The sequence below is a fragment of the Comamonas terrae genome, from assembly GCF_001544075.1.
Classification (GTDB): Bacteria; Pseudomonadota; Gammaproteobacteria; order Burkholderiales; family Burkholderiaceae_C; genus Comamonas; species Comamonas terrae.
Genome location: NZ_BCNT01000001.1, coordinates 317,007 through 338,457, shown reverse-complemented (window position 1 = coordinate 338,457; position 21,451 = coordinate 317,007). Strand labels below are relative to the sequence as shown.

19 protein-coding genes and 1 riboswitch are annotated in these 21,451 nt (G+C 65.3%); of the genes, 15 read left to right on the top strand and 4 right to left on the bottom strand.

Translation table 11 applies throughout. The annotated features are described in order from the left end of the window. The first annotated feature begins 142 nt into the window (after positions 1–142). Entirely contained in the window at positions 143–1,696 is a 1,554-nt protein-coding gene (locus tag Cte04_RS01480) for a malonate--CoA ligase (protein WP_066471796.1), read from the top strand. Positions 1,697–1,943: 247 nt separating this feature from the next. On the opposite strand, the gene Cte04_RS01475 is transcribed toward Cte04_RS01480, so the two are convergent. Continuing rightward, a complete protein-coding gene (locus Cte04_RS01475) occupies positions 1,944–2,387 on the bottom strand; it encodes a universal stress protein (RefSeq protein ID WP_066470568.1) in 444 nt (147 codons plus the stop codon). 119 nt (positions 2,388–2,506) lie between these two features. Here Cte04_RS01475 and Cte04_RS01470 point away from each other — a divergent pair, with 119 nt between their 5' ends. The 9 genes from Cte04_RS01470 to Cte04_RS01430 all read left to right on the top strand — a co-directional run bounded on the left by Cte04_RS01470 (position 2,507) and on the right by Cte04_RS01430 (position 10,843). Then, complete coding sequence (locus tag Cte04_RS01470) at positions 2,507–5,020, top strand: heavy metal translocating P-type ATPase (protein ID WP_083526437.1); 2,514 nt, start codon at positions 2,507–2,509, stop codon at positions 5,018–5,020. Further along, positions 5,020–5,157 (top strand): cbb3-type cytochrome oxidase assembly protein CcoS, encoded by a 138-nt coding sequence (ccoS, locus tag Cte04_RS01465; protein WP_066470565.1) that lies wholly within the window; start codon positions 5,020–5,022, stop codon positions 5,155–5,157. Before Cte04_RS01470 ends, ccoS begins: the two co-directional genes overlap by 1 nt. A gap of 63 nt (positions 5,158–5,220) precedes the next feature. Beyond that, entirely contained in the window at positions 5,221–6,657 is a 1,437-nt protein-coding gene (gene ccoN / locus Cte04_RS01460; RefSeq protein ID WP_066470560.1) for a cytochrome-c oxidase, cbb3-type subunit I, read from the top strand. A 19-nt stretch (positions 6,658–6,676) separates the two neighbouring features. Beyond that, complete coding sequence (ccoO, locus tag Cte04_RS01455) at positions 6,677–7,309, top strand: cytochrome-c oxidase, cbb3-type subunit II (protein WP_066470557.1); 633 nt, start codon at positions 6,677–6,679, stop codon at positions 7,307–7,309. Between the two features lie 17 nt (positions 7,310–7,326). Next, positions 7,327–7,464: a cbb3-type cytochrome oxidase subunit 3 gene (locus Cte04_RS01450; protein ID WP_066470545.1), complete on the top strand. Its 138-nt coding sequence runs from the start codon at positions 7,327–7,329 to the stop codon at positions 7,462–7,464. A 26-nt stretch (positions 7,465–7,490) separates the two neighbouring features. Next, entirely contained in the window at positions 7,491–8,408 is a 918-nt protein-coding gene (gene ccoP / locus Cte04_RS01445; RefSeq protein ID WP_066470542.1) for a cytochrome-c oxidase, cbb3-type subunit III, read from the top strand. 82 nt (positions 8,409–8,490) lie between these two features. After that, a complete protein-coding gene (ccoG, locus tag Cte04_RS01440) occupies positions 8,491–9,933 on the top strand; it encodes a cytochrome c oxidase accessory protein CcoG (protein WP_066470533.1) in 1,443 nt (480 codons plus the stop codon). A 79-nt stretch (positions 9,934–10,012) separates the two neighbouring features. Then, a complete protein-coding gene (locus Cte04_RS01435) occupies positions 10,013–10,318 on the top strand; it encodes a FixH family protein (protein ID WP_066470528.1) in 306 nt (101 codons plus the stop codon). 231 nt (positions 10,319–10,549) lie between these two features. Continuing rightward, positions 10,550–10,843, top strand: a complete 294-nt coding sequence (locus tag Cte04_RS01430) for a hypothetical protein (protein ID WP_066470525.1) — start codon at positions 10,550–10,552, stop codon at positions 10,841–10,843. 72 nt (positions 10,844–10,915) lie between these two features. On the opposite strand, the gene fnr is transcribed toward Cte04_RS01430, so the two are convergent. Beyond that, positions 10,916–11,638, bottom strand: coding sequence for a fumarate/nitrate reduction transcriptional regulator Fnr (fnr, locus tag Cte04_RS01425; RefSeq protein WP_066470522.1), 723 nt, complete (start codon positions 11,636–11,638; stop codon positions 10,916–10,918). A gap of 247 nt (positions 11,639–11,885) precedes the next feature. On the opposite strand from fnr, the gene hemN reads away from it, so the two are divergent. From hemN to Cte04_RS01405, 4 genes are all read left to right on the top strand, one after another. Then, on the top strand, positions 11,886–13,277 hold the full coding sequence (gene hemN / locus Cte04_RS01420) for an oxygen-independent coproporphyrinogen III oxidase (RefSeq protein WP_066470519.1): 1,392 nt from the start codon (positions 11,886–11,888) through the stop codon (positions 13,275–13,277). 3 nt (positions 13,278–13,280) lie between these two features. Then, positions 13,281–13,991, top strand: coding sequence for a sulfite exporter TauE/SafE family protein (locus Cte04_RS01415; protein WP_066470514.1), 711 nt, complete (start codon positions 13,281–13,283; stop codon positions 13,989–13,991). Between the two features lie 119 nt (positions 13,992–14,110). Then, positions 14,111–15,397: a cyclic di-GMP phosphodiesterase gene (locus Cte04_RS01410; protein WP_306302924.1), complete on the top strand. Its 1,287-nt coding sequence runs from the start codon at positions 14,111–14,113 to the stop codon at positions 15,395–15,397. Beyond that, positions 15,394–17,907, top strand: a complete 2,514-nt coding sequence (locus tag Cte04_RS01405) for a sensor domain-containing protein (RefSeq protein ID WP_066470507.1) — start codon at positions 15,394–15,396, stop codon at positions 17,905–17,907. The genes Cte04_RS01410 and Cte04_RS01405 overlap by 4 nt, the downstream gene beginning before the upstream one ends. Positions 17,908–18,309: 402 nt before the next feature. Here the strand turns inward: Cte04_RS01405 and Cte04_RS01400 are convergent, their stop codons facing one another. Together Cte04_RS01400 and Cte04_RS01395 are read right to left on the bottom strand one after the other, a co-directional pair. Continuing rightward, positions 18,310–18,699 carry a cell division protein ZapA gene (locus tag Cte04_RS01400; protein WP_066470504.1) on the bottom strand — a complete coding sequence of 130 codons (390 nt, stop codon included), beginning with the start codon at positions 18,697–18,699 and terminating at the stop codon, positions 18,310–18,312. A 51-nt stretch (positions 18,700–18,750) separates the two neighbouring features. Next, positions 18,751–18,960 (bottom strand): hypothetical protein, encoded by a 210-nt coding sequence (locus tag Cte04_RS01395; protein ID WP_066470501.1) that lies wholly within the window; start codon positions 18,958–18,960, stop codon positions 18,751–18,753. A gap of 211 nt (positions 18,961–19,171) precedes the next feature. Further along, a riboswitch (cobalamin riboswitch) is annotated at positions 19,172–19,428 on the top strand. Between the two features lie 79 nt (positions 19,429–19,507). Between Cte04_RS01395 and Cte04_RS01390 the strand changes: the two genes are divergently transcribed. Next, a complete protein-coding gene (locus Cte04_RS01390; RefSeq protein ID WP_066470491.1) occupies positions 19,508–21,424 on the top strand; it encodes a TonB-dependent receptor domain-containing protein in 1,917 nt (638 codons plus the stop codon). Positions 21,425–21,451: the final 27 nt, after the last annotated feature.

The window sequence follows — 21,451 nt, the reverse complement described above, 5'->3', positions numbered from 1 at the left end:
CGGCGGCGTTGGCCTTTGCGCGGTGATGCCGCCCTGGGGCCTGCCCGGCGGGCGACAGGAATGACCCCGGTCCGGCCCTATGATGGGCTGGCATTGTTTTGCTTCCGTAGTTACCGAGTCCGACCGAATCACGATGACCGAAATGCCTCAAGCCAATCTTTTCAGCGCCTTGCGCGCCGCGTTTCCCAAGCAGATGGAGCAGATCGCCGTCGAGGCCGTGGGGCCCGATGGCCGAAGCCTGTACTACACCTGGGCGGACCTGGACCGCGGCAGCGCGCGCATGGCCAATCTGCTGCAGTCGCTGCAGCTGCCCGAGGGCAGCCGCATTGCGGTGCAGGTGGAAAAATCGGTCGAGGCCATGATGCTGTACCTGGCCACGCTGCGCGCCGGATACGTGTTCCTGCCGCTCAACACGGCCTACCAGGGGGCGGAGATGGAGTATTTCATCTCTGACGCCGAGCCTGCCGTCGTGGTCTGCGCGCCCGGCAATTTCGGCTGGGTCTCCAAGCTCGCCTTCAACCGGGGCGTGGGCCATGTATACACGCTGGGCACGGACCGTACCGGCACGCTGCTGGAGCGCGCGGCCCACCATGGCGATGCGCAGGAGCCCGTGGCGCGCAGGGCCGACGATCTGGCCGCCATCCTCTACACCAGCGGCACCACGGGGCGCAGCAAGGGCGCCATGCTCACGCACGGCAACCTGCTGACCAATGCGGCCACGCTCAAGGTGTACTGGGGCTGGCAGGAGGGCGACGTGCTCATCCATGCGCTGCCCATCTTCCATGTGCATGGCCTGTTCGTGGCCATCCACGGCGCGCTGATCAACGGCAGCCCCATGATCTGGTTCTCCAGGTTCGAGCCTGCCGCCGTGATCGACCGCTTCAAGGACGCCACCGTCTTCATGGGCGTGCCCACGCTGTATGTGCGCATGCTGGCCGATGCACGGCTGGACCGCGAGAAGGCGGCGCACATGCGGCTGTTCATCTCGGGCTCGGCGCCCATGCTTATCGAGACCTTCCGCGCCTGGCGCCGGCGCACGGGCCACGCCATCCTGGAGCGCTACGGCATGAGCGAGACCATCATGCTCACCTCCAACCCCTATGCGGCCGATCCGCGCTTCGACAACCAGGACGAGCGCCGTGGCGGCACCGTGGGCTTTCCGCTGCCCGGCGTGGGCGTGCGCGTGCAGGGCGACGACGGGCAGCCGCTGGGCCGCGGCGAGATCGGCAACATCCAGGTGCAGGGCCCCAATGTGTTCAAGGGCTACTGGCGCATGCCCGAGAAAACGGCCGAGGAGTTCACGGCGGACGGCTGGTTCAAGACCGGCGACGTGGGCATGCAGGACGAGCGCGGCTATTTCTCCATCGTGGGGCGCAGCAAGGACCTGATCATCTCGGGCGGCTACAACGTCTATCCGGCCGAGGTGGAGGGCTTCATCAACGAACTGCCCGGCGTGGACGAAAGCGCCGTGATCGGCGTGCCGCATCCGGATTTCGGCGAGGTCGGCGTGGCGGTCATCGTGCCGCGCGCGGGGGCGCAGATCGATGGCCAGGCCGTGATCGATACGCTCAGGGCGCAGCTGGCCCACTTCAAGGTGCCCAAGCGCTGCTACGTGGTCGACAGCCTGCCGCGCAACACCATGGGCAAGGTGCAGAAAAAGCTGCTGCGCGACCAGTACGCGCGGGAATTCGCCTGACCCGGCTGCCGGGAAGTCCGGTCGGGTCCGAAAAGCACAAACCGGCCGAACGGCTATGCATGGCAAAGTGAATTGATCTTTGCCTTGACTACATATTTGCTAGCAGCTAGCGCAGGCGGGCAGGCAAGGCTGGCATGGAAAATGTCCCAAACAAAAGCAGCTCCTGCGCGAGCTGCTTTTGTTTTGAGAGCGCCAGGAGCAGGGCATTGGGGCTGCGGCCCTGGCGCGGCGGCCGCAATGCAGCGCTTCAGCGCAGCACCAGCACCGGTATGTGCGAGTGCGTCAGCACATGCTGGGTTTCGCTGCCCAGCAACAGGCGCTGCAGGCCCTTGCGGCCATGCGAAGCCATGACGATCAGGTCGCAGTCATGCTTCTTGGCCGCTTCCACGATGGACTCCGCCACCAGGTCCGAATGCACGACCTCGGTGGTCACGGCAACCTTGCGCTCATGCCCGAAGGCCTTGATGCCGTCCAGCAGCGTCTGGGCCTGCTGGGTCCATTGTTCCTCGATGCGCTTGGCTTCCTTGATGTCCAGCAGGTCGCTGCCTTCCAGGTAGCTGCGCGGATAGTGCGACACCACTTTGAGCGCAATCACGCTGGCGCCGCAAAGCGCCGCGAGGTCCAGCCCGCTGTGCACTGCTTTGTCGGACAGCTCCGTGCCGTCAGTGGCGATCAGGATGCGGTTGTACATATGCAACTCCTTTCTTGATGGGCTTCTACGGTCTATGCAATGAAAGCATAGATTGTTCTGGCTGTTAACGCTTGATTAATGTCAACGTCAGTATGATCGTGCTCCATTACGCTCGACATATGTACCAGAACAACCCTGTCACGCCCACCGGGCAACGGCAGGCTGATGTTGATTCTGGCCTCTACGTCCAGGCCCGGGCTGTCAGCCTGCTGCTGGATGATCCACAGGAGTGGAACTCCTTTGGACGGCCTACGGGCCGCAAGACTTCGCAACCCTCTGAACACGATGCCGAATCTCCGGTGTGGGATTCGTACGTCGTTTTGGAGGGCATGCATTGTGCTGCGTGTGCGCTGACCATCGAGGAGGCGCTGCGCGCCGTGCCCGGAGTGCAGGAGGCCGAAGTCAGCGCAGCCACGCGCCGCGCCCGCGTCGTCTGGCGCCCCGCCCAGGTGCTTCCATCGCAGTGGATGGAGGCGGTGGCGCGTGCCGGCTACCGCGCGCTGCCGGCGCGCGATGCCTTTGTGCGCGAGCTGCGCCAGGCCGAGACGCGCCGCGCGCTGTGGCGCTGGCTGGTGGCGGGCTTTTGCATGATGCAGGTCATGATGTATGCATGGCCTGCCTACATCGCCCAGCCCGGCGATCTGTCGCTGGAGATGGAGACGCTGCTGCGCTGGGCCTCGTGGGTGATCTCCCTGCCCGTGGTGCTGTTCTGTTGCGGGCCGTTCTTGCGCAGCGCGCTCAAGGACATCGCCCAGCGCCGCGTGAGCATGGACCTGCCCGTGGCCATCGGCATGCTGATCACCTTTGTGATCAGCACCATGGGCACTTTCGATCCTTCGGGGCCCTTCGGCCGCGAAGTCTTTTTCGATTCCCTGACCATGTTCGTCTTCTTCCTGCTCACGGGCCGCTGGCTGGAGCTGCGCCTGCGCGATCGCACGGCCGGCGCGCTGGAGGCCGTGATGAACCGCCTGCCCGATTCGGTGTTGCGCAGCAGGGGCGGCGGCAACGGGCAGGGCGGCGACGGCGATGACTTCGAGCGCGTGGCCACGCGCCGCCTGCGCGCGGGCGATGTGGTGCGCGTGCTGGCCGGTGAGGCCTTTCCGGCGGACGGTACCATCGTGCGCGGCCGCACCCATGCCGACGAGGCCCTGCTGACGGGCGAGTCCACGGCCGTGCCGCGCGGCGTGGGCGACAGCGTCACGGCGGGCAGCTACAACCTGGACGCCATGGTCGACATGCGCGTGGACAGCGTGGGCGAGGGCACGCGCTTTGCGCAGATCGTCGAGCTGATGGAAAGCGCCTCGCTGCAAAAGCCGCGGCTGGCCCAATTGGCCGACAAGGTGGCGCGCCCGTTCCTGGTGGTCGTGCTGCTGGCCGCACTGGCTGCCGCCGTCTGGTGGTGGCCCGCGGATCCCGGCAAGGCCGTGATGGTGGCCGTGGCCGTGCTCATCGTCACCTGTCCCTGCGCGCTGTCGCTGGCCACGCCCGTGGCCATGCTCACGGCCGCCGGCACGCTGGCGCGCCATGGCGTGCTGGTGCGCAATCTGCAGGGTCTGGAGGCGCTGGCCGCCGTAGACACCCTGGTGTTCGACAAGACCGGCACGCTCACGCGCGACGGCCTGGTGCTGCGCGCCATGACGGCGGCACCCGGCCAGGAGCATGACGAGGTGCTGGCCCTGGCCGCACTGCTGGCCCGCCAGTCCATGCACCCTGTCTCCAGGGCGCTGGCCGCCGCGGCGCTGACAGCCGGATTGCCGGCCGGCCCGGTGTGCGGCTGTCAGCTGGATGCCGTGCAGGAGCAGGCCGGCGCAGGCCTGGATGCTTGGGTCGAGGCGGCAGGCGGGAGCGGGCAGGGCATGCAGCCCTCGCGTCTGCACCTGCGCCTGGGTTCGGCCCGGCATTGCGAAGTGGCCGAGCTGGCCCCGCAGGAGCCCGGCCAGAGCGTGATGCTGGCCGAAGCCACGGAGCAGGGCTGGCGGGCGCTGGCGCAATTTCACCTGAGCGAGGACCTGCGCCCCGAGGCGGCACACGTGATCCGCGCGCTGCAGGCCGGCGGCGTGGCCGTGCAGTTGCTGTCGGGCGACCGTCCGGCCGCAGTGCATGCCGTGGCCCAGGCGCTGGGCATCGTGCGGGCGCAGGGCGGCTGCACCCCCCAGGACAAGCTGACGCAGATGCAGGCCGCGCAGGCTGCCGGCCACCATGTGGCCATGGTCGGCGACGGCCTCAACGACGGCCCGGTTTTAGCTGGAGCGCATGTCTCTTTTGCGTTTGGCAAAGCAGTGCCGCTGGCACAATCGCGCGCTGACTTTGTCGTCCTGGGCGACAGTCTGGAGCTGGTGCTGCAAAGCGTGCTGCTCGCGCGCCGCACGCTGTCCGTCGTGCGCCAGAACCTGGGCTGGGCCGCAGCCTACAACGCGGTCTCGATTCCCCTGGCCCTCATGGGCTGGATGCCGGCCTGGCTGGCCGGCCTGGGCATGGCGGCCAGCTCGCTGCTGGTGGTGCTCAATGCCGCGAGGCTGGCCCGGCGCCTGCCCGTGGCGCATGCCGCCATGCCCACCGCCGCCACGGCAGGCGCGGGAGGCGCCTCGCCGGCTTTGGGCATGGCGGCCGCAGGTCCCCAAGGAGGCCACTGATGGAAGTGCTGTACGTATTGATTCCGCTGTCCGTGGTGCTGGTGCTGGCCATCGTGGCCGCGCTCTGGTGGGCCGTGTATCGCGGGCAGTTCGAGAGCGTGGAACAGGAGGGGGAGCGCATTCTCCGTGACGATTGAGGTGGATCAAACAGCCTGAGAACAAACCAATGAACACTTTGCAAGCAATCTTAGAGGTGCCCGATGGAAGCTACGAATAACAATGCTGTCTATTACGACGACACCGTCGTGAGACAGTTCTCTATCATGGCCGTGGTATGGGGGGTGGTTGGCATGGCCGTGGGCGTGTTCATCGCGTCCCAGCTCGCCTGGCCGGAACTCAACTTCGGCATTCCCTGGCTGAGCTATGGCCGTCTGCGTCCGCTGCACACCAATGCAGTGATCTTCGCCTTCGGCGGCTGCGCGCTGATGGGCACCAGCTACTACGTGGTGCAGCGTACCTGCCAGACCAAGCTGTTCATGCCCAAGCTGGCCAGCTTCACGTTCTGGGGCTGGCAGCTGGTCATCCTGGCCGCCGCCATCAGCCTGCCGCTGGGCTATACGCAGGGCAAGGAATACGCCGAACTCGAATGGCCCATTGACCTGCTGATCGCGGCAGTCTGGGTGGCCTATGCCATCGTGTTCTTCGGCACCGTCGGCATCCGCAAGGTCCGGCACATCTATGTGGCCAACTGGTTCTATGGCGGCTTCATCCTGGCGGTGGCGCTGCTGCACATCGTCAACAGCGCGGCCATTCCCGCGGGCTGGATGAAGAGCTATTCGGCCTATGCCGGCGTGCAGGATGCCATGGTGCAGTGGTGGTACGGCCATAACGCCGTGGGCTTCTTCCTGACCGCGGGCTTCCTGGGCATGATGTACTACTTCATCCCCAAGCAGGCCGGCCGTCCCGTCTACTCGTACCGCCTGTCCATCGTCCACTTCTGGGCGTTGATCTTCACCTACATGTGGGCCGGCCCGCACCACCTGCACTACACGGCACTGCCCGACTGGACGCAGTCCGTGGGCATGGTGTTCTCGCTGATCCTGCTGGCGCCCAGCTGGGGCGGCATGATCAACGGCATCATGACGTTGTCGGGCGCCTGGCACAAGCTGCGCGACGACCCCATCCTGCGCTTCCTGATCGTGTCCCTGTCGTTCTACGGCATGTCCACGTTCGAAGGCCCGATGATGGCCATCAAGACCGTCAATGCGCTGTCGCACTACACCGACTGGACCGTGGGCCACGTGCACTCCGGCGCGCTGGGCTGGGTGGGCCTGATCACCATGGGTTCGCTCTACTACCTGATCCCGCGCCTGTTCGGCAAGACCAAGATGCACTCGGTGCCCGCCATCGAACTGCACTTCTGGATGGCCACCATCGGCATCGTGCTGTACATCGCCGCGATGTGGATCGCCGGCGTGATGCAGGGCCTGATGTGGCGCGCCGTCAATCCCGACGGCACGCTGACCTACACCTTCGTGGAAAGCGTGAAGGCGACCTATCCCTTCTATGTGATCCGTGTGACCGGCGGCCTGCTCTACCTGGGCGGCATGCTGGTGATGGCCTGGAATACCTGGAAGACCGCCATGTCCGGCCGTTCCGTCAAGGTGGCCGTGCCTGCCGCCGTGGCCCACGCCTGAGCATCGAGGAGCGCAAGCAATGTCTGAACACAACAATACGGCTCCCAAGAGCTTTTCCCACGAGAAGGTGGAGACCAGCAACTTCCTGCTGATCACGCTGATCCTGCTCGTCGTGGCCATCGGCGGCCTGGCGGAAATCGTGCCGCTGTTCTTCCAGAAATCCACGACCGAAGCCGTGGCTGGCCTCAAGCCCTATACGCCGCTGCAGCTCATGGGCCGCGACGTCTATCTGCGCGAAGGCTGCTACAACTGCCACTCGCAGATGATCCGCCCGTTTCGCGCCGAGACCATGCGCTACGGCCACTACTCGGTGGCCGGCGAATTCGTCTACGACCATCCCTTCCAGTGGGGTTCCAAGCGCACCGGCCCCGACCTGCACCGCGTGGGCGGCAAGTACAGCGACGAATGGCACCGCGTCCACCTGCACAACCCGCGCGACGTGGTGCCCGAGTCCAACATGCCGGCCTATCCCTGGCTGGAGGCCAGCAAGGTCGACGACACCGCCGTGGCCCAGCGCATGACGGCGCTGCGCAAGGTCGGCGTGCCGTACTCCGATGAGGAGATCGCCGGCGCTGCCGAGCAGGTCAAGGGCAAGACCGAGATGGAGGCCGTGATCGCCTATCTGCAGGTCCTGGGCCGTGCCGTCAAGTAAGCCAGGGGGAACCGGAAATGGATATCACCACCGTGCGCATCGTGGTCACGCTGGCATCGCTGGCGTGCTTCCTCGGCATCTGGTGGTGGGCATTTGCCCGCCGCAACCAGGCCCGTTTCGAAGAGGCGGCCCAGCTGCCTTTCCTGCAGGACTGAGTCCGCTCACATAACGAGAACATCCCATGAGTGATTTCATCAACAATTTCTGGTCGATGTATGTCGTCGCGCTCACGCTGCTCGGCATTCTTGGCTGTCTGCTGCTGCTCATCGTGGTGGCGCGCAAGAAAGTCGTTTCGGCGGCGGACAACACCACGGGCCATGTCTGGGACGAAGACCTGCGCGAGCTCAACAACCCCATGCCCAAATGGTGGATGGGGCTGTTCGTGATCACCGTCGTCTTCAGCCTGGCCTACCTGGCGATCTATCCCGGCCTGGGCAGCTACACCGGCAAGCTCGCCTGGAGCCAGACCGGCGCCTATGAAAAGGAAGTGGCCAAGGCCCAGGCGGACCTGGAGCCGCTGTATGCCAGGTTCACGTCCATGCCTGCCCAGGAGATGGCCAGGGACACGCAGGCCATGGCCATCGGCGAGCGCCTGTTCATGAACAACTGCGCGCAATGCCATGGCTCCGATGCGCGCGGCGGCAAGAGCTTTCCCAATCTGACCGACGGCGACTGGCTGCATGGCGGCACGCCCGAGAAGATCAGGGAAACCATCACCAACGGACGCATCGGCGTCATGCCGCCCATGGCCGCGGCGGTGGGGACGGCAGACGATGTGCGCAACGTGGCCCACTATGTGCTGAGCCTGTCGGGCAGCCCGCACGACTCCGTGCGCGCCTCGCTGGGCAAGTCCAAGTTCGTGGCCTGTGCCGCCTGCCACGGCATGGACGGCAAGGGCAACCAGGCCATGGGCGCGCCCAACCTGACCGACGACATCTGGCTGCATGGCTACGGCGAAGCCGCGATCATGAACATCGTCAACAACGGCAAGCAAAACGAGATGCCGGCCCAGAAGGAAAAGCTGACCGAAGCGCAGATCGCCGTGCTGGCCTCCTATGTGTGGAGCCTGTCGAACAAGAGCGGTGCTGCCCCGCAGTAAGCTCGTCTGAAAGGCGGTGCCGGCGGCGCCGCCTTTTTTGCGTTTGCATTTTCAGAAATTACAAAAATATTAAGGAACTGCCATGCAACCCGATCACGGCAAACCCCGCAAGGTGATTCCGATCACCCCCGTCGAAACCGAGGGCGGGCTCCACGAAGTGCCGATGTTCGTGTCCGAGCAGAAGGTCTATTCGCGCTCCGTCGCCGGGTTTTTCTCGCGCTGGCGCTGGATCATGGTGTTCGCCACCCAGCTGGTCTTCTACGGCCTGCCCTGGCTCGACTGGGGCGAGCGCCAGATGGTGCTGTTCGACCTGGAGGCGCGGCGCTTCTATCTGTTCGGGCTGGTACTGTATCCGCAGGACTTCATCTACCTCGCAGGCCTGCTCATCATCTGCGCGCTGGCGCTGTTCCTGTTCACGGCCGTGGCCGGTCGGCTATGGTGCGGCTTTTCCTGCCCGCAGACCGTGTACACCGAAATCTTCATGTGGATCGAGCGCAAGGTGGAGGGCGACCGCAGCGCCCGCATGCGCATCGACAAGAGCGGGTGGACCTTCGAGAAACTCTGGAAGAAGTCGCTCAAGCAGCTGCTGTGGATTGCGGTCTCGGCATGGACCGGCTTCACCTTTGTCGGCTACTTCGTGCCCATCCGCGAACTGGGCATGCAGCTGATGGCGCTGCAGGGCGGCTGGCAGATATTCTGGGTGCTGTTCTATGGCTTCGCGACCTACGGCAATGCCGGCTACATGCGCGAGCAGGTCTGCAAGTACATGTGCCCGTATGCACGCTTCCAGAGCGCCATGTTCGACAAGGACACCATGATCGTGAGCTACGACGCCGCGCGCGGCGAAGCCCGCGGCCCGCGCAGGAAGGGGGCGGATCACCAGGCCGAAGGCCTGGGCGACTGCATCGACTGCAAGCTGTGCGTGCAGGTCTGCCCCGTGGGCATCGATATCCGCAACGGGCTGCAGTACGAATGCATAGGCTGCGGCCTGTGCATCGATGCCTGCAACTCCGTCATGGACAAGATGGAATATCCGCGCGGCCTGATCCGCCTGACCACGCAGAATGCGATTGCGCGCGGCTGGAAGCATGTGCAGACGCTGCGCCGCATCTTCCGTCCGCGGGTACTCGTCTATTCGGCGGTGCTGCTGGCGCTGAGCGCAACCATGATCGCCAGCCTGGCGCTGCGCCAGCCCCTCAAGCTGGACGTGATCCGCGACCGCGCATCGCTCTCGCGCATCGTGGCCGGCGGCAAGCTGGAAAATGTCTACCGCCTGCAGATCATGAACGCCACCGAGACCGAGCAGCGCTACCGCATCAGCGCCACGGGGCTGGACGGGCTGGAAGTCACGTCCGAGACCGAAGTTAGCGTCGGCCCGGCCGAGACGCGCGGCATTGCCGCACGGCTGCAGATTCCGTATGGTTCCGCGGAGCCTGGATCGCACACGGTGTACTTCAACGTGGATGCCGTCAACGCGGGCGCCGGCCGCGTGGCTGAAAAGGCCGTGTTCCTGGTGCCGCGCTGATGGCGCCGCCTGCCCTTGATTGCTGTTGTTCCCGGAAGGCGTTGCCGCAATGCCTTCCTCCCTATCGAAAGAGGTCTTCATGTCCAACATTTCCCGATCCGCCGCGGGGGCTGCCCCTGGCGCCCATCCCGAGGATGGCAAGCCCTGGTGGCGCTTTCCCCATGTCTGGCTGGTCATCGGCGGCCCTGCCGTGGTGGTAGTGGCGGGCTTTGTGACGGCCTATATCGCCTTGCGCGCGCCCGATCCCGTGATCGACCCGGACTACTACCGCCATGGCGTGGAGATCAACAAGCGCCTGAGCGAGGCCGAGAAAAGCCAGGCCCCCGCGCTGACCGGTCGCAACCATGCGCTCACGCCCGCCGGAGACCACCCCACGGACCGCTGAGGCGGGGGCTTCCTCATGAAAATGGCAAAAAGAAGAGCAGCTTGCGCCTGAAAGCATTGGGCTTCAAAGGAGTTTGCTCTTGAACAGGAGATGAGGCATGTGCCAGCAGCTCCTGTTTTTGATGGCTTTCAGGGTTTCCCGCCTCGGGTAATGCCCGCGGCGGTCTTGCCTGGCGCCCGGGTTGCTGGCCAGAATGCAGCCATCGCATGACAGCTTTCAGGAGAACAGCCCATGGTCGCTCAGCGCTGGATGTGGATTGCCTGGCCTGCGTTCCTCGCAGCCGCCGTGATGGAAATGCTGGTCTTTGCCTTTGTCGATCCGCTGGAGCTGCATCTGGCGGGCGAGCCGGTCGCCTGGTCGCGCAATGCCGTCTACACGGTGTCCTTCTTCGTGTTCTGGGGCGTCGCCATGTTCTCCAGCCTGCTGACCAGCCTGCTGGGCCGCAGCCTGGCCGAGCTCAACGGCGCCGCGATCGCGCGGCCGGCCCCCATCCGTCTGGCCGAGCACGACTGGCAGCCGGACTGAGCGGTTGCCATAAGGCCAGGAAAAAAGCCCGCAGCGCAAGCCGGCGGGCTTTTGTTGGACAAACAGGGCCGCTCAGCTCTGGCACTGCTGGCTGTTGACGATGCGCTTCAGGGCCTCGGTATCCAGAATGCGCAGGTGGCGCTGCTTGACTTCCACAATGCCTTCCTCGGCGAACTTGGAGAAGGTGCGGCTCACGGTCTCGAGCTTGAGGCCCAGGTAGCTGCCGATTTCCTCACGCGTCATGCGCAGCACCAGCTCCGACTTGGAAAAGCCGCGCGCCGACAGGCGCTGCACGAGGTTGAGCACGAAGGCCGCCAGGCGCTCCTCCGCGCGCATGCTGCCCAGCAGCAGCATCACCCCGTGCTCGCGCACGATCTCGCGGCTCATCACCTTGTGCACGTGGTTCTGCAGGGCCGTGACTTCGCGGGACAGCTCCTCCAGCTTGTCGAAGGGCATGATGCAGACCTCGGCATCCTCGAGCGCGACGGCATCGCAGGTGTGGTGGTCGTTGACGATGCCATCCAGGCCGATGATCTCGCCGGCCATCTGGAAGCCCGTCACCTGGTCGCGCCCGTCCTCGGTGGCCACGCAGGTCTTGAAGAAGCCGGTGCGGATGGCGTACAGCGACGTGAAGGTCTCACCATTGCGAAACAGCAGGCTGCCGCGCTTGACCTTGCGACGCTTGGCCACGATGGCGTCAATGCGCTGCATCTGCTCGTCATCCAGGCCCATGGGCATGCACAGTTCGCGCAGGTTGCAGTTGGAGCAGGATGCTTTGATGGTCTGAAGGTTCATGGGCAAACGTCGGCGGCAGGGGCGGTGGCCCGTGCCGGCAAGTGACCTCGTCAATGGTAATGAGATGAATCAAATTGTGGCAGCACTTGCCTCGGCATCTCTTGATGTGCGTCAAGGACGGCTTTCTTGCTTTGGCGCACATTGCCGATATTCCGACCCCAATCATGCGCTTGCCATGCCGCTGCTGTCAGTGCCTTTTCCGACTGTACAGCGCTTGCGGGCATGAAACGCATCCTGCCAAGAAAATATGACCGCTGTCACGCCTGAGTTACTGAGCCGCTTTGACATACCCGGGCCGCGCTACACCTCGTTTCCCACGGCCGACCGCTTTGTCGAGGCCTTCGGTGCCGAGGACTACATTCTTGCGCTGCAGCAGCGCAAGGCACAAGCGCCGTTCGGCGCCACGCGGGCCCTGCCGCTGTCGCTGTATGTGCATGTCCCGTTCTGCGATTCGCTTTGCTACTACTGCGCCTGCAACAAGATCATCACCAAGCACCACGAGAAGGCCGCCGAATACCTGGACTACCTGGCGCGCGAAGTCGACCTGCACACCCGGCACTGCGGCAGGGGCCAGCCCGTGAGCCAGCTGCACCTGGGCGGAGGCACGCCGACCTTTTTCTCCGACGACGAGCTGAGCCGCTTGATGGAGCTGCTGCGCGGGCACTTCCGCCTGGAGGCCGGCGGAGAGTATTCGATCGAGGTCGATCCGCGCACCGTGAGCAACGAACGCCTGGCCGCGCTCAAGGCACTGGGCTTCAACCGGCTGAGCTTCGGCGTGCAGGACTTCGATCCCGAAGTGCAGCAGGCCGTACACCGCGTGCAGCCTGCCGAGCAGGTGTTCGCTCTGGTGCAGGAGGCGCGCCGTCTGGGCTTCGCCTCCATCAATGTGGACCTGATCTACGGCCTGCCCAGGCAGACCTCCGAGTCCTTTGCGCGCACGCTGGAGCAGGTCAACGCGCTGCGCCCCGACCGCATCGCGCTGTATGCCTATGCCCATCTGCCCGAGCGCTTCAAGCCGCAGCGGCGCATCGTCTCCGCCGAGCTGCCGCAGGGCGCGGACAAGATCCGCATGCTGTCGGGCGCCATCGAGGCCTTCATGGGCGCGGGCTATTGCTATGTGGGCATGGATCATTTCGCGCTGCCCGAGGATCCGCTGGCCGTGGCCAAGCGCCAGGGCCGGCTGCACCGCAATTTCCAGGGCTACAGCACCCAGCCCGACTGCGACCTGATCGCACTGGGCGTATCGGCCATCGGCAAAGTGGGCGCCACCTACAGCCAGAATGCCAAGACGCTGGAGGAGTATTACGACGCCCTCGACAGCGGCCAGCTGCCGGTGGTGCGGGGCCTGGCGCTGTCGCGCGACGATCTGGTGCGCCGTGCGGTCATCATGTCCATCATGTGCCAGGGCGCCGTGCTGTTCGAGCCCATGGAGCAGGCCTGGCTGCTCAATTTCCGCGAGTACTTCGCTGCGGAGATGCAGGCCCTCAAGGAGATGGAGGGCAACGGCCTGGTGGAACTCGGCGAGGAGGGCTTCCAGGTCACCGCGCTGGGCTGGTTCTTCGTGCGCGCAGTAGCCATGCTGTTCGACCGATATTTGCAGGCCGACCGGAACAGGGCGCGATTTTCGAGGATCATCTAGCGCATGCTGCTATCGCTGGTCTGGACCGCTTTGATCATGGGGCTCGTGGGTGGGCCCCATTGTCTTGTCATGTGCGCTGCGCCTTGCAGCGTGGTGACCCGCGGCCAAGCCGCGCACGAGGCGCCGGTGCGCGTCCACGGCCGGCGCAGCCGGCGCTGGCTGCGCGCAGGCCTGTTCCATGCAGGCCGCGTGGCCGGCTATGCGACGCTGGGCGCCGCAGCCGCCATTGCCATGGAGAGCCTGTCCTGGCTGACCAGCCAGACTACGGCGCTGCAGCCTTTCTGGACCCTGCTCCACGTGGCGATGATGGGCTGGGGCCTGGCCATGATGGTGCAGGCGCGCCAGCCGGCCTGGCTGGAGAATGCCGGCCGCGCCGCTTGGCGCCGCGTGCAGCCCTGGGTGTCCGCGCCCAGCGGCAGCCTGGCCGCCGGCTATCTCTGGGCGCTCATGCCCTGCGGCCTGCTGTATTCGGCCGTGCTGGTGGCGGCGCTCAGCGGCGGCGCTTGGCAGGGCGCGCTGTCCATGGCGGCGTTTGCCGTCGGCGGCGGGCTTTGGCTGGTGGGCGGTCCGCTGGCGTGGCGCCTGGGCCAAAAGCGCCTCAACGCCGTCCGTACCCAATGGGGCACCCGCCTGGCCGGCCTCATGCTCGTGGGCGTCGCAATTTGGGCTTTGTGGATGGATTTGGTCTACAGACCCAGCCTTTGGTGCCGATAGACAGGATGTGACGCTGTTGCAGTCACAGGTTCTGTGCGTGGCTTGCGGGCGAAAGTGCGCGCGATATTGCGCAAGCAGGTTGCAGAACTCAGCATAATGCAACGTCTTCTTCTGTATGGGTGTGTGTGAATCATTCGGTAGTTATTGATATCGGGCAGGTCCGGGTCGGCATGTATGTCCAGTTGGACGTAGGCTGGCTGGTCCATCCCTTTCTGGTCAATAACTTCAAGATCACGTCCCAGAAGCAGATCCAGGCGCTCAAAGGTCTGGGCCTGCAATCGGTACGCTACGTGCCCAGCAAGAGCGATGTCGCCAGCCTGCCGGCCGGGCCGGCCCAGCCCGAGGTTGCTGCGCCCGAGCCTGCTGAGGCCAGCGCGCCTGCGCCTGCAGCCGAAGCCAAGCGCTCGGTGGATGCGTGGCGTTACCGGATCCGCTCCTGCGAGCAGCGCTTTGTGCAGGTATGCAGCGACTACGAATTGCTGGAGCGCACTGCGCAGCCGTCGCCCGCGCAGGCACGGGTGGTGAGCGAGGAGCTGGTCGACAGCTGCCTGGCCGAAATCGATCAGGCCAAGGACGTGGTGCTGCACCTGCTGTCCGAGCAGATTCCCGATGCGGCCGGATCGCATTCGGTCAATGTGAGCGTGCTGTCGCTGCTGCTGGGGCGGACCCTGGGCATGGCCGGCCAACCGCTCAGGAACCTGGGTCTGGCGGCCCTGCTGCATGATGTGGGCAAGCAGGTGCACCCGCCGGCCTGGGGCATCCATGGAATGAACGTGCACCAGCGCGCGGAGGGAAGTGCCGAGCGCGTGCGCTACGAGATGCACGTGGGCGAATCGGTGGCGATCACGGAGCGTATGGCACTGCCTGCCGATGTCTCCCATATCATTGCCCAGCACCATGAATGGGCAGACGGCACGGGATTCCCGCTGCGCCTGGTGGCGGCCGACCTGGAGCGCAGCGGCCAGATCCTGTGCCTGGTCAACGGCTACGACCGCCTGTGCAATCCGCTGGATACCAGCGCGGCGCTGACGCCCCATGAAATCCTGGCCCTGCTCTACAGCCAGTACCGGGAGAAATTCCTGCCCGAGGTGCTGACGGCTTTTGTGCGCATGATGGGCGTCTATCCGCCGGGATCGCTCATAGAACTCAACGACGGCCGGTTCGGCCTGGTCACGTCGGTCAACTCCGCCTATCCGCTCAAGCCTTCCATCATGGTCCATGATCCGGGAGCCGTCGACGGGCCGCTGCTGCTGCTGGAGCTGCAGGCGTCGCCGCAGCTGGGCATACGGCGCGGGCTCAATCCTTCGCGCCTGCCGCGCAAGGTGCTGGATGCGCTGCTGCCGCGCCAGCGGATCTGCTATTACTTCGAAAAAGGCTCGGGCGTGGGCCCGGCGAAGACCCTATGACGATGCAGCGACTGAACGTCATCCAGCCTTCGATGGCCTATGCCATGCTCGATGCCCTGCAGGAAGCCTTGTGGCTGCTGGATGCGCGACAGCTCACCGTGGTGTACGCGAATGCGGCCAGCCAGTCGCTGACGGGCTTCGATGCCGTCCAGGTCCGAGGGCAGCCCGTGCAGGTGCTGGCAGGCACGCCGTTGCAGCAGGCATTCTGGAGCGATCCGCTCAACTGGCAGGCCGGCGCGCCGTTTCTTACGCAGATACGCCGGGCCGACGGCCAGCTGATTCCCGTGGAGATGAAGGTCTCGCCGCTGACGGCGCAAGCCGATGGCGTGCTGGTGCTGAGCATGCTGGACCGGCGCGAGCAGGCCCAGCACGAAGCCGAGCTGGAAAGCCTGCTGTCCGAACTGCGCGCCACGCTGGAATCCGCTGCGGACGGCATGCTGGTCTGCACGCTGGAGGGCAGCATACGGGCCTTCAACCACCGCTTTGCCGACCTGTGGCAGCTGCCGATCTCCTTTCTGACCCAGGGCGACGATGCGGCCATCCTGGCCCATATGACGGCCCAGGTCGTCAATGGCGAGACGGAGTTCCGCAACCTGATCACGGCGCCCGAGCAGGCCATGATCGAAACCTCCGACGTGCTGGAGCTGGTCAACGGCACCGTGGTGGAGCGCCGCTCGGTGCCCCAGCTGTGCCGCGGCGTGCCGACCGGGCGCATCTATTCATTCAGGGACATCACCGATGCGGCGCAATCCGCGGCCGACCTGCGGCTGGCGGCGCGCGTGTTCGAGTCCAGCCTGGACGGCATCTTCATTGCCGATGCCGTCCACCGGATCGTGCGCACCAATCCCGCCTGCGTGCGCCTGCTGCAGGGCGTGGAGGCACAGGGCCAGACCGTGGCGGCATTGTTCGAATCGGACACCGGGCCCGTGGAGGCGCTGGGCGAATGGGCTCGTGCCAGATGGGAGCAGGGCGGTTTCTGGGAAGGCAATCTGTGGCTGAAGCTGGCCGACGGCCGGCGCTGCGCCGTCTGGCTGTCATGGGTGGCGCTGCGCGATGCGAGCGACGAAATCGTGCAGAGCATAGGCTTCATGCGCGACATGACGCAGCAGTACATGGACCAGCAGCGCATCGAGCAACTGGCCTATAGCGACCCGCTGACCGACCTGCCCAACCGGCTGGCCCTGTCCATGCGCGTCGAGGCTGCCATTGCCGAAGCCCGCATGACGGGCTCGGTGCTCAGCATCCTGTTCGTGGACCTGGACCGCTTCAAGATCATCAACGATTCGCTGGGCCACGAGTTCGGCGACCGCGTGCTCAGGCTGGTGGCCCAGCGCCTGAGTGCCCTCATGCGGGCCGAGGACATGCTGTGCCGCCTGGGCGGCGACGAGTTCGTGATCTGCCTGCAGGGCTGCGACGCGGAGCGGGCCGCGGCCGTGGCCGAGCGCATTCTGCGCGAGATGCAGCAGCCGTTCATGCTGGACGGCCTGGGCTTTTCCGTGCAGTGCAGCATCGGCGTGGCGCAGTTCCCCACCGACGGGCTGACGCTGGACGAGCTGATCCGCCAGGCCGATATCGCCATGTACCGGGTCAAGGAGCGCGGGCGCGGCAATTTCAGTTTCTACCAGCCGCAGATGAGCGCAGGCCTGCTGTCGCGCATGAAGCTCGAACATGCCATGCGCCAGGCGCTGGACAAGGGTCACATGGCGATCTACTACCAGCCGCAGGTGCATATCGAGACCGACCGCATCGTGGCGGCCGAAGCCCTGATGCGCTGGACCGACCCGGAATTCGGCGTGGTGTCGCCGGCCGTCTTCATTCCGCTGGCCGAGGAGTCGGGCTATATCGTGACGCTGGGAGCCTGGGTGCTCGAGCAATCGGTGCAGGAGGCGGCGCGCTGGTACTTCCAGGGCACGCCGCTCAAGGTCTCGGTCAATGTCTCGGCGCTGGAATTCAGGCAGCCCGACTTCGTCGAGCGCCTGCTGCAGGTCCTTCAACGCAACGCGCTGCCGGCCCAGTGGCTGGAGCTGGAGCTGACGGAGAGCATTCTGCTGACCGATGCCCAGGAGATGGCGCTGCGCGTGCGGCAGATCGCCGAACTGGGCGTGGGCCTGGTGATCGACGACTTCGGTACGGGCTACTCCAGCATGGCCTATCTCAAGAAGCTGCCTATCTCCAAGATCAAGGTCGACCAGAGCTTTGTGCGCGGCCTGCCCGAGGACGAGGAGGATCGCGCCATCGTCGCGGCCGTCATCAGCATCGGCCAGGCGCTGGGCGTGGAAGTCGTGGCCGAAGGGGTGGAAACCGGCGAGCAGTGCGCGGCCATCTACAACATGCGGGGCAGCTATTTCCAGGGCTATCTGTGCGCGCCGGCGCTGCCGCCCGAGCAACTGCTGCAGCGCCTGAAGGCGCAGCATGAGCAGGGGGTGGGGGCAGTGGCCTACAGCCAGTCCCTGGAGTTGTCCATGGACGCGAATGCCGACGGCGCCGGAATGGCCGGGTCGCGTCAGTAGCGCAACAGCGCTCCGTGGCGCAGATGCATGAAAAAACCCGATGTGCGTTCGCACACCGGGTTGGAATGGGTGTCTGCAAGTATTCCACCGGACCGTCATCCTGAACCGGGGGTTCAGGGGGGCAAGGGCAGCCTGACGTTGGGTTCATCTGACGCGAGACGATCACGCTCACCAGGCAATGTACCAAGCCCGAGCTCAATGAGCATTGGTTCAAGGAAATATAAAGTCCGGCAGGCTTGCAGACGATGCCTATTTTAAAGCCTGTGCCGGCCGCTTCTCGGCTTTGCACCCATTTTTCCGCAGTGCTTTCAGTTTTTCGCAAAACATGAACGGATAATCTGCCGGTTCGGGCAGGGCGTCTGCCTGGGCGCCCTGGCTGCTTGTCACTGCATCGCGCGAGGCCTACAGCAGCTTGGCGTCGCTTTCCAGTGCCTGGTCCAGGCGCAGCACCAGCTGCTCGGCCAGCGCCTGCTGGCGCTGTTGCTCGGCCAGGGCTTCGGGCGAGATCTCGGGCACCTGCGGTGCAGGCTGCTCTTCCTGGGCCATGGCCTGCATCTCCGCGTGGGCAGCCGCCATCTGGGCATGCTGGATGTCGCGGTCCAGCACATCGAAGGCCATGTTGAGCGCGGCCAGGACGGCGACGCGCTCGCGCGAGCGCACCTTGCCGCTGTCGCGGATGCGGGTCATGGCTTCATCCACGCGGCGCACGGCTTCCAGCACGCGCTCTTCTTGGCCATCGGGGCAGGTCAGCACATAGCTTTGCTGCAGGATCTGCACTTCAATCTGCTTCATGGGCGTTGGTGGCGGTGTCTGTGGCGATTGGGAGTGGGGAAGGTGACGGCGTCACTCCCCCTGGTTGGCGGGCAGGCGTTCGATCAGCGCATCCACGCGCGCGCGGGCCGCTTGCAGCCGCGAGCGCAGGGAATCGCGCTCCTGAGCCAGGGCGGCCACTTGTTCGGTGAGCAGCGCGTTGGTGCGCTGCAGTTCATCGTGGCGAACCAGCAAACGCTCTACGCGCTCCGCAATGAGATCGAGGGAGGACTGGTGGGTCATAGACTCTGCCATTGTAGGTCTTGCTGTCGGTAAGTATCCGATCAATTGATGCAGGAGTGGCGCACCTGTGCGAGGTGCAAGAGCACGGCACTTGGTTATTCGTGCGTGCTCTCCCAAAATCGTAGCGCGCTGCGCAAGTTCCATCTGGATAAAGGGCATTTTTAACGTAAATATTCGTCACACCGTTGACGGGCAGGGCGCTCCCGCCTCGCTACAATGCGCGGCTGTTGGTGCTCGGGGCTGCTTTTCTGCGGCTCCAGTTCAACGGGAAGCAGGGAGGTGATGGCCGCGGTACGCGGCCCGCCGTGCCTGCGCTGCCCCCGCAACGGTCAGCGAATGGATGGCAAAGCCGGCTCTACCGGCCGGCCCGTCCCCTTTTCCATCTCGGCCACTGGCGCATGGCGCTGGGAAGGCCTGCAAAAGGACGATTCGCCCAGCCCGGATACCGGCCAACACCGTGGATGCATCCAGCCACCCCGGCCATGCATCTGTTTTCCCTATTTGCCAGCGGGGAAGCTGGCACGGGTATTCCCATTTGTTGCTTTCAATGAGTCTGCAATCCTTGCCCGAGTGCGCGTCCGCTGCACAGGCGGCCCTGGCTGCGCGCGCCCCTGCTGCTTTTTCCTTCCGTCCCTCCCTGCTGGCCGCTGCGGCGGCCTGCCTGGCTGCACCCGCGGTCTTGGCCCAGGGTGCCCAGGGGGTGGCGCTGGCCGATACGGCTTCCATGGCCGAGACGGTGGTGACGGCCAACCGCATCGAGCAGCCCCTGTCCGATCTGGTGGCCGATATGTCCATCGTGGACCGCGAGACCATGGAAACCAGCGGCGCGGCCGGCGTGGCCGATGTGCTCTCGCGCCTGCCGGGCGTGCAGATGGTGCGCAACGGCGGCCCCGGCGCCTCCACCAGCCTCTATCTGCGCGGCGCGGACAACCGCTTCACGGCCGTCTATGTCGACGGCGTGCGCGTCGACTCCCAGTCCACGGGCGGCGCTTCGTGGCAGGCCATTCCGCTCGAAGCCATCGACCGCATCGAGGTGCTGCGCGGCCCCGCGGCGGCGGTTTACGGCTCGGATGCCATCGGCGGCGTGGTGCAGATCTTCACCAGGAAAGGCGAGGGCAAGCCCAGGCCCTATATCGGCATGGGCTGGGGCAGCCGCGGCACGGTCACGGCACAGACCGGTATCAGCGGTGGCCACAACGGCTGGGACTACAGCCTGGGGGCATCGCACGCCGGCAGCAACGGCTTCAACGCACGCACCATCGCCACGGCCAACCCGGATGCGGACGGCTACCGCAACAACGCCTTCAACGCCCGCATCGGCTACCAGATCGCGCAGGGCCAGCGGATCGAGGCCACGGCGCTGGAGAGCTACATGAACTCCGGCTATGACGTCAGCAAGGCCGACGACCGCAGCATCAGCAAGATGCAGGCCCTGGGCCTGAACTGGCAGGCCCAGTGGAGCGATATCTACAGCACCCGGCTGCAATACACGCAATCGCGCGACTACTACGAGACCCGGCCCTCTCCTTACAAGACCGACACGCGCCTGCACAACTACCTGTTCCAGAACACCTGGAAGCTGGGTGCCCAGACGCTGACGGCCGCATTGGAGCGCCGCGAGGACAAGCTGGTCAATGGCGATATCGACCGCACGCGTTTCCAGAACGCGCTGTCGCTGGGCTATGGCCTGCATGTCGGCAAGCACACGCTGCAGCTCAACGCCCGCCATGACCGCGACAGCGAGTTCGGCGGCCACACCACGGGCAGCGCGGCCTACGGCTACGAGTTCCTGCCCCACTGGCGTGCCACGGCGTCCGCCGGCACGGCCTTCCGCGCACCCACGCTGTACCAGCGCTTCAGCATGTATGGCGACTCCGCGCTGCAGCCCGAAAAAGGCCGCAACGTGGAGCTGGGCCTGAAGTGGGGCAAGGGCAGCGACAGCTTCTCGGCCACGGTCTACCGCAACAATGTGACCAACCTCATCAACTGGGCGGGCGGTACCGGCATCTGCGTAGGCAACGACGGCAGCCCCTTCGGCGGCTGCTATGCCAACGTGGGCAGGGCGCGCTACGAGGGCATCACGCTGGCCGGCACCACCAGGATGGGCCAGGTGAACCTGCAGGCCTCGGTCGATTTCCAGAATCCGCGCGATCTTGACACTGGCAAGCAACTGGCGCGCCGCGCCAAGCGCTATGCCAGCCTGTCCGCCGACACCATGGTGATGGGCTGGACGCTGGGCGCGCAGATGCAGGCTGCGGCCAGCCGCTTTGACGATGCGGCCAACAGGAACGTGCTGGGCGGCTACACCCTGTGGCATCTGACCGCGCAAAAGCAGCTGACCCGCGACTGGAGCCTGGTGGCGCGCATCAACAACCTCACCGACAAGCACTACGAGCTGGCGCGTACCTATGCCACGGAAGGGCGTAGCGGCTATGTCGGCGTGAAGTGGATGCCGGCCAACTAAGCGGTAGAGACCGGATGAGTGCTGCGC

What these genes read in the sequence shown, in the direction of transcription:
- Cte04_RS01480 (WP_066471796.1), top strand. Translation starts at nt 143, where the DNA reads ATGCCTCAAGCCAATCTTTTCAGCGCCTTGCGCGCCGCGTTTCCCAAG.
- Cte04_RS01475 (WP_066470568.1), bottom strand. Translation starts at nt 2,387, where the DNA reads ATGTACAACCGCATCCTGATCGCCACTGACGGCACGGAGCTGTCCGAC.
- Cte04_RS01470 (WP_083526437.1), top strand. Translation starts at nt 2,507, where the DNA reads ATGTACCAGAACAACCCTGTCACGCCCACCGGGCAACGGCAGGCTGAT.
- ccoS (WP_066470565.1), top strand. Translation starts at nt 5,020, where the DNA reads ATGGAAGTGCTGTACGTATTGATTCCGCTGTCCGTGGTGCTGGTGCTG.
- ccoN (WP_066470560.1), top strand. Translation starts at nt 5,221, where the DNA reads ATGGAAGCTACGAATAACAATGCTGTCTATTACGACGACACCGTCGTG.
- ccoO (WP_066470557.1), top strand. Translation starts at nt 6,677, where the DNA reads ATGTCTGAACACAACAATACGGCTCCCAAGAGCTTTTCCCACGAGAAG.
- Cte04_RS01450 (WP_066470545.1), top strand. Translation starts at nt 7,327, where the DNA reads ATGGATATCACCACCGTGCGCATCGTGGTCACGCTGGCATCGCTGGCG.
- ccoP (WP_066470542.1), top strand. Translation starts at nt 7,491, where the DNA reads ATGAGTGATTTCATCAACAATTTCTGGTCGATGTATGTCGTCGCGCTC.
- ccoG (WP_066470533.1), top strand. Translation starts at nt 8,491, where the DNA reads ATGCAACCCGATCACGGCAAACCCCGCAAGGTGATTCCGATCACCCCC.
- Cte04_RS01435 (WP_066470528.1), top strand. Translation starts at nt 10,013, where the DNA reads ATGTCCAACATTTCCCGATCCGCCGCGGGGGCTGCCCCTGGCGCCCAT.
- Cte04_RS01430 (WP_066470525.1), top strand. Translation starts at nt 10,550, where the DNA reads ATGGTCGCTCAGCGCTGGATGTGGATTGCCTGGCCTGCGTTCCTCGCA.
- fnr (WP_066470522.1), bottom strand. Translation starts at nt 11,638, where the DNA reads ATGAACCTTCAGACCATCAAAGCATCCTGCTCCAACTGCAACCTGCGC.
- hemN (WP_066470519.1), top strand. Translation starts at nt 11,886, where the DNA reads ATGACCGCTGTCACGCCTGAGTTACTGAGCCGCTTTGACATACCCGGG.
- Cte04_RS01415 (WP_066470514.1), top strand. Translation starts at nt 13,281, where the DNA reads ATGCTGCTATCGCTGGTCTGGACCGCTTTGATCATGGGGCTCGTGGGT.
- Cte04_RS01405 (WP_066470507.1), top strand. Translation starts at nt 15,394, where the DNA reads ATGACGATGCAGCGACTGAACGTCATCCAGCCTTCGATGGCCTATGCC.
- Cte04_RS01400 (WP_066470504.1), bottom strand. Translation starts at nt 18,699, where the DNA reads ATGAAGCAGATTGAAGTGCAGATCCTGCAGCAAAGCTATGTGCTGACC.
- Cte04_RS01395 (WP_066470501.1), bottom strand. Translation starts at nt 18,960, where the DNA reads ATGACCCACCAGTCCTCCCTCGATCTCATTGCGGAGCGCGTAGAGCGT.
- Cte04_RS01390 (WP_066470491.1), top strand. Translation starts at nt 19,508, where the DNA reads ATGAGTCTGCAATCCTTGCCCGAGTGCGCGTCCGCTGCACAGGCGGCC.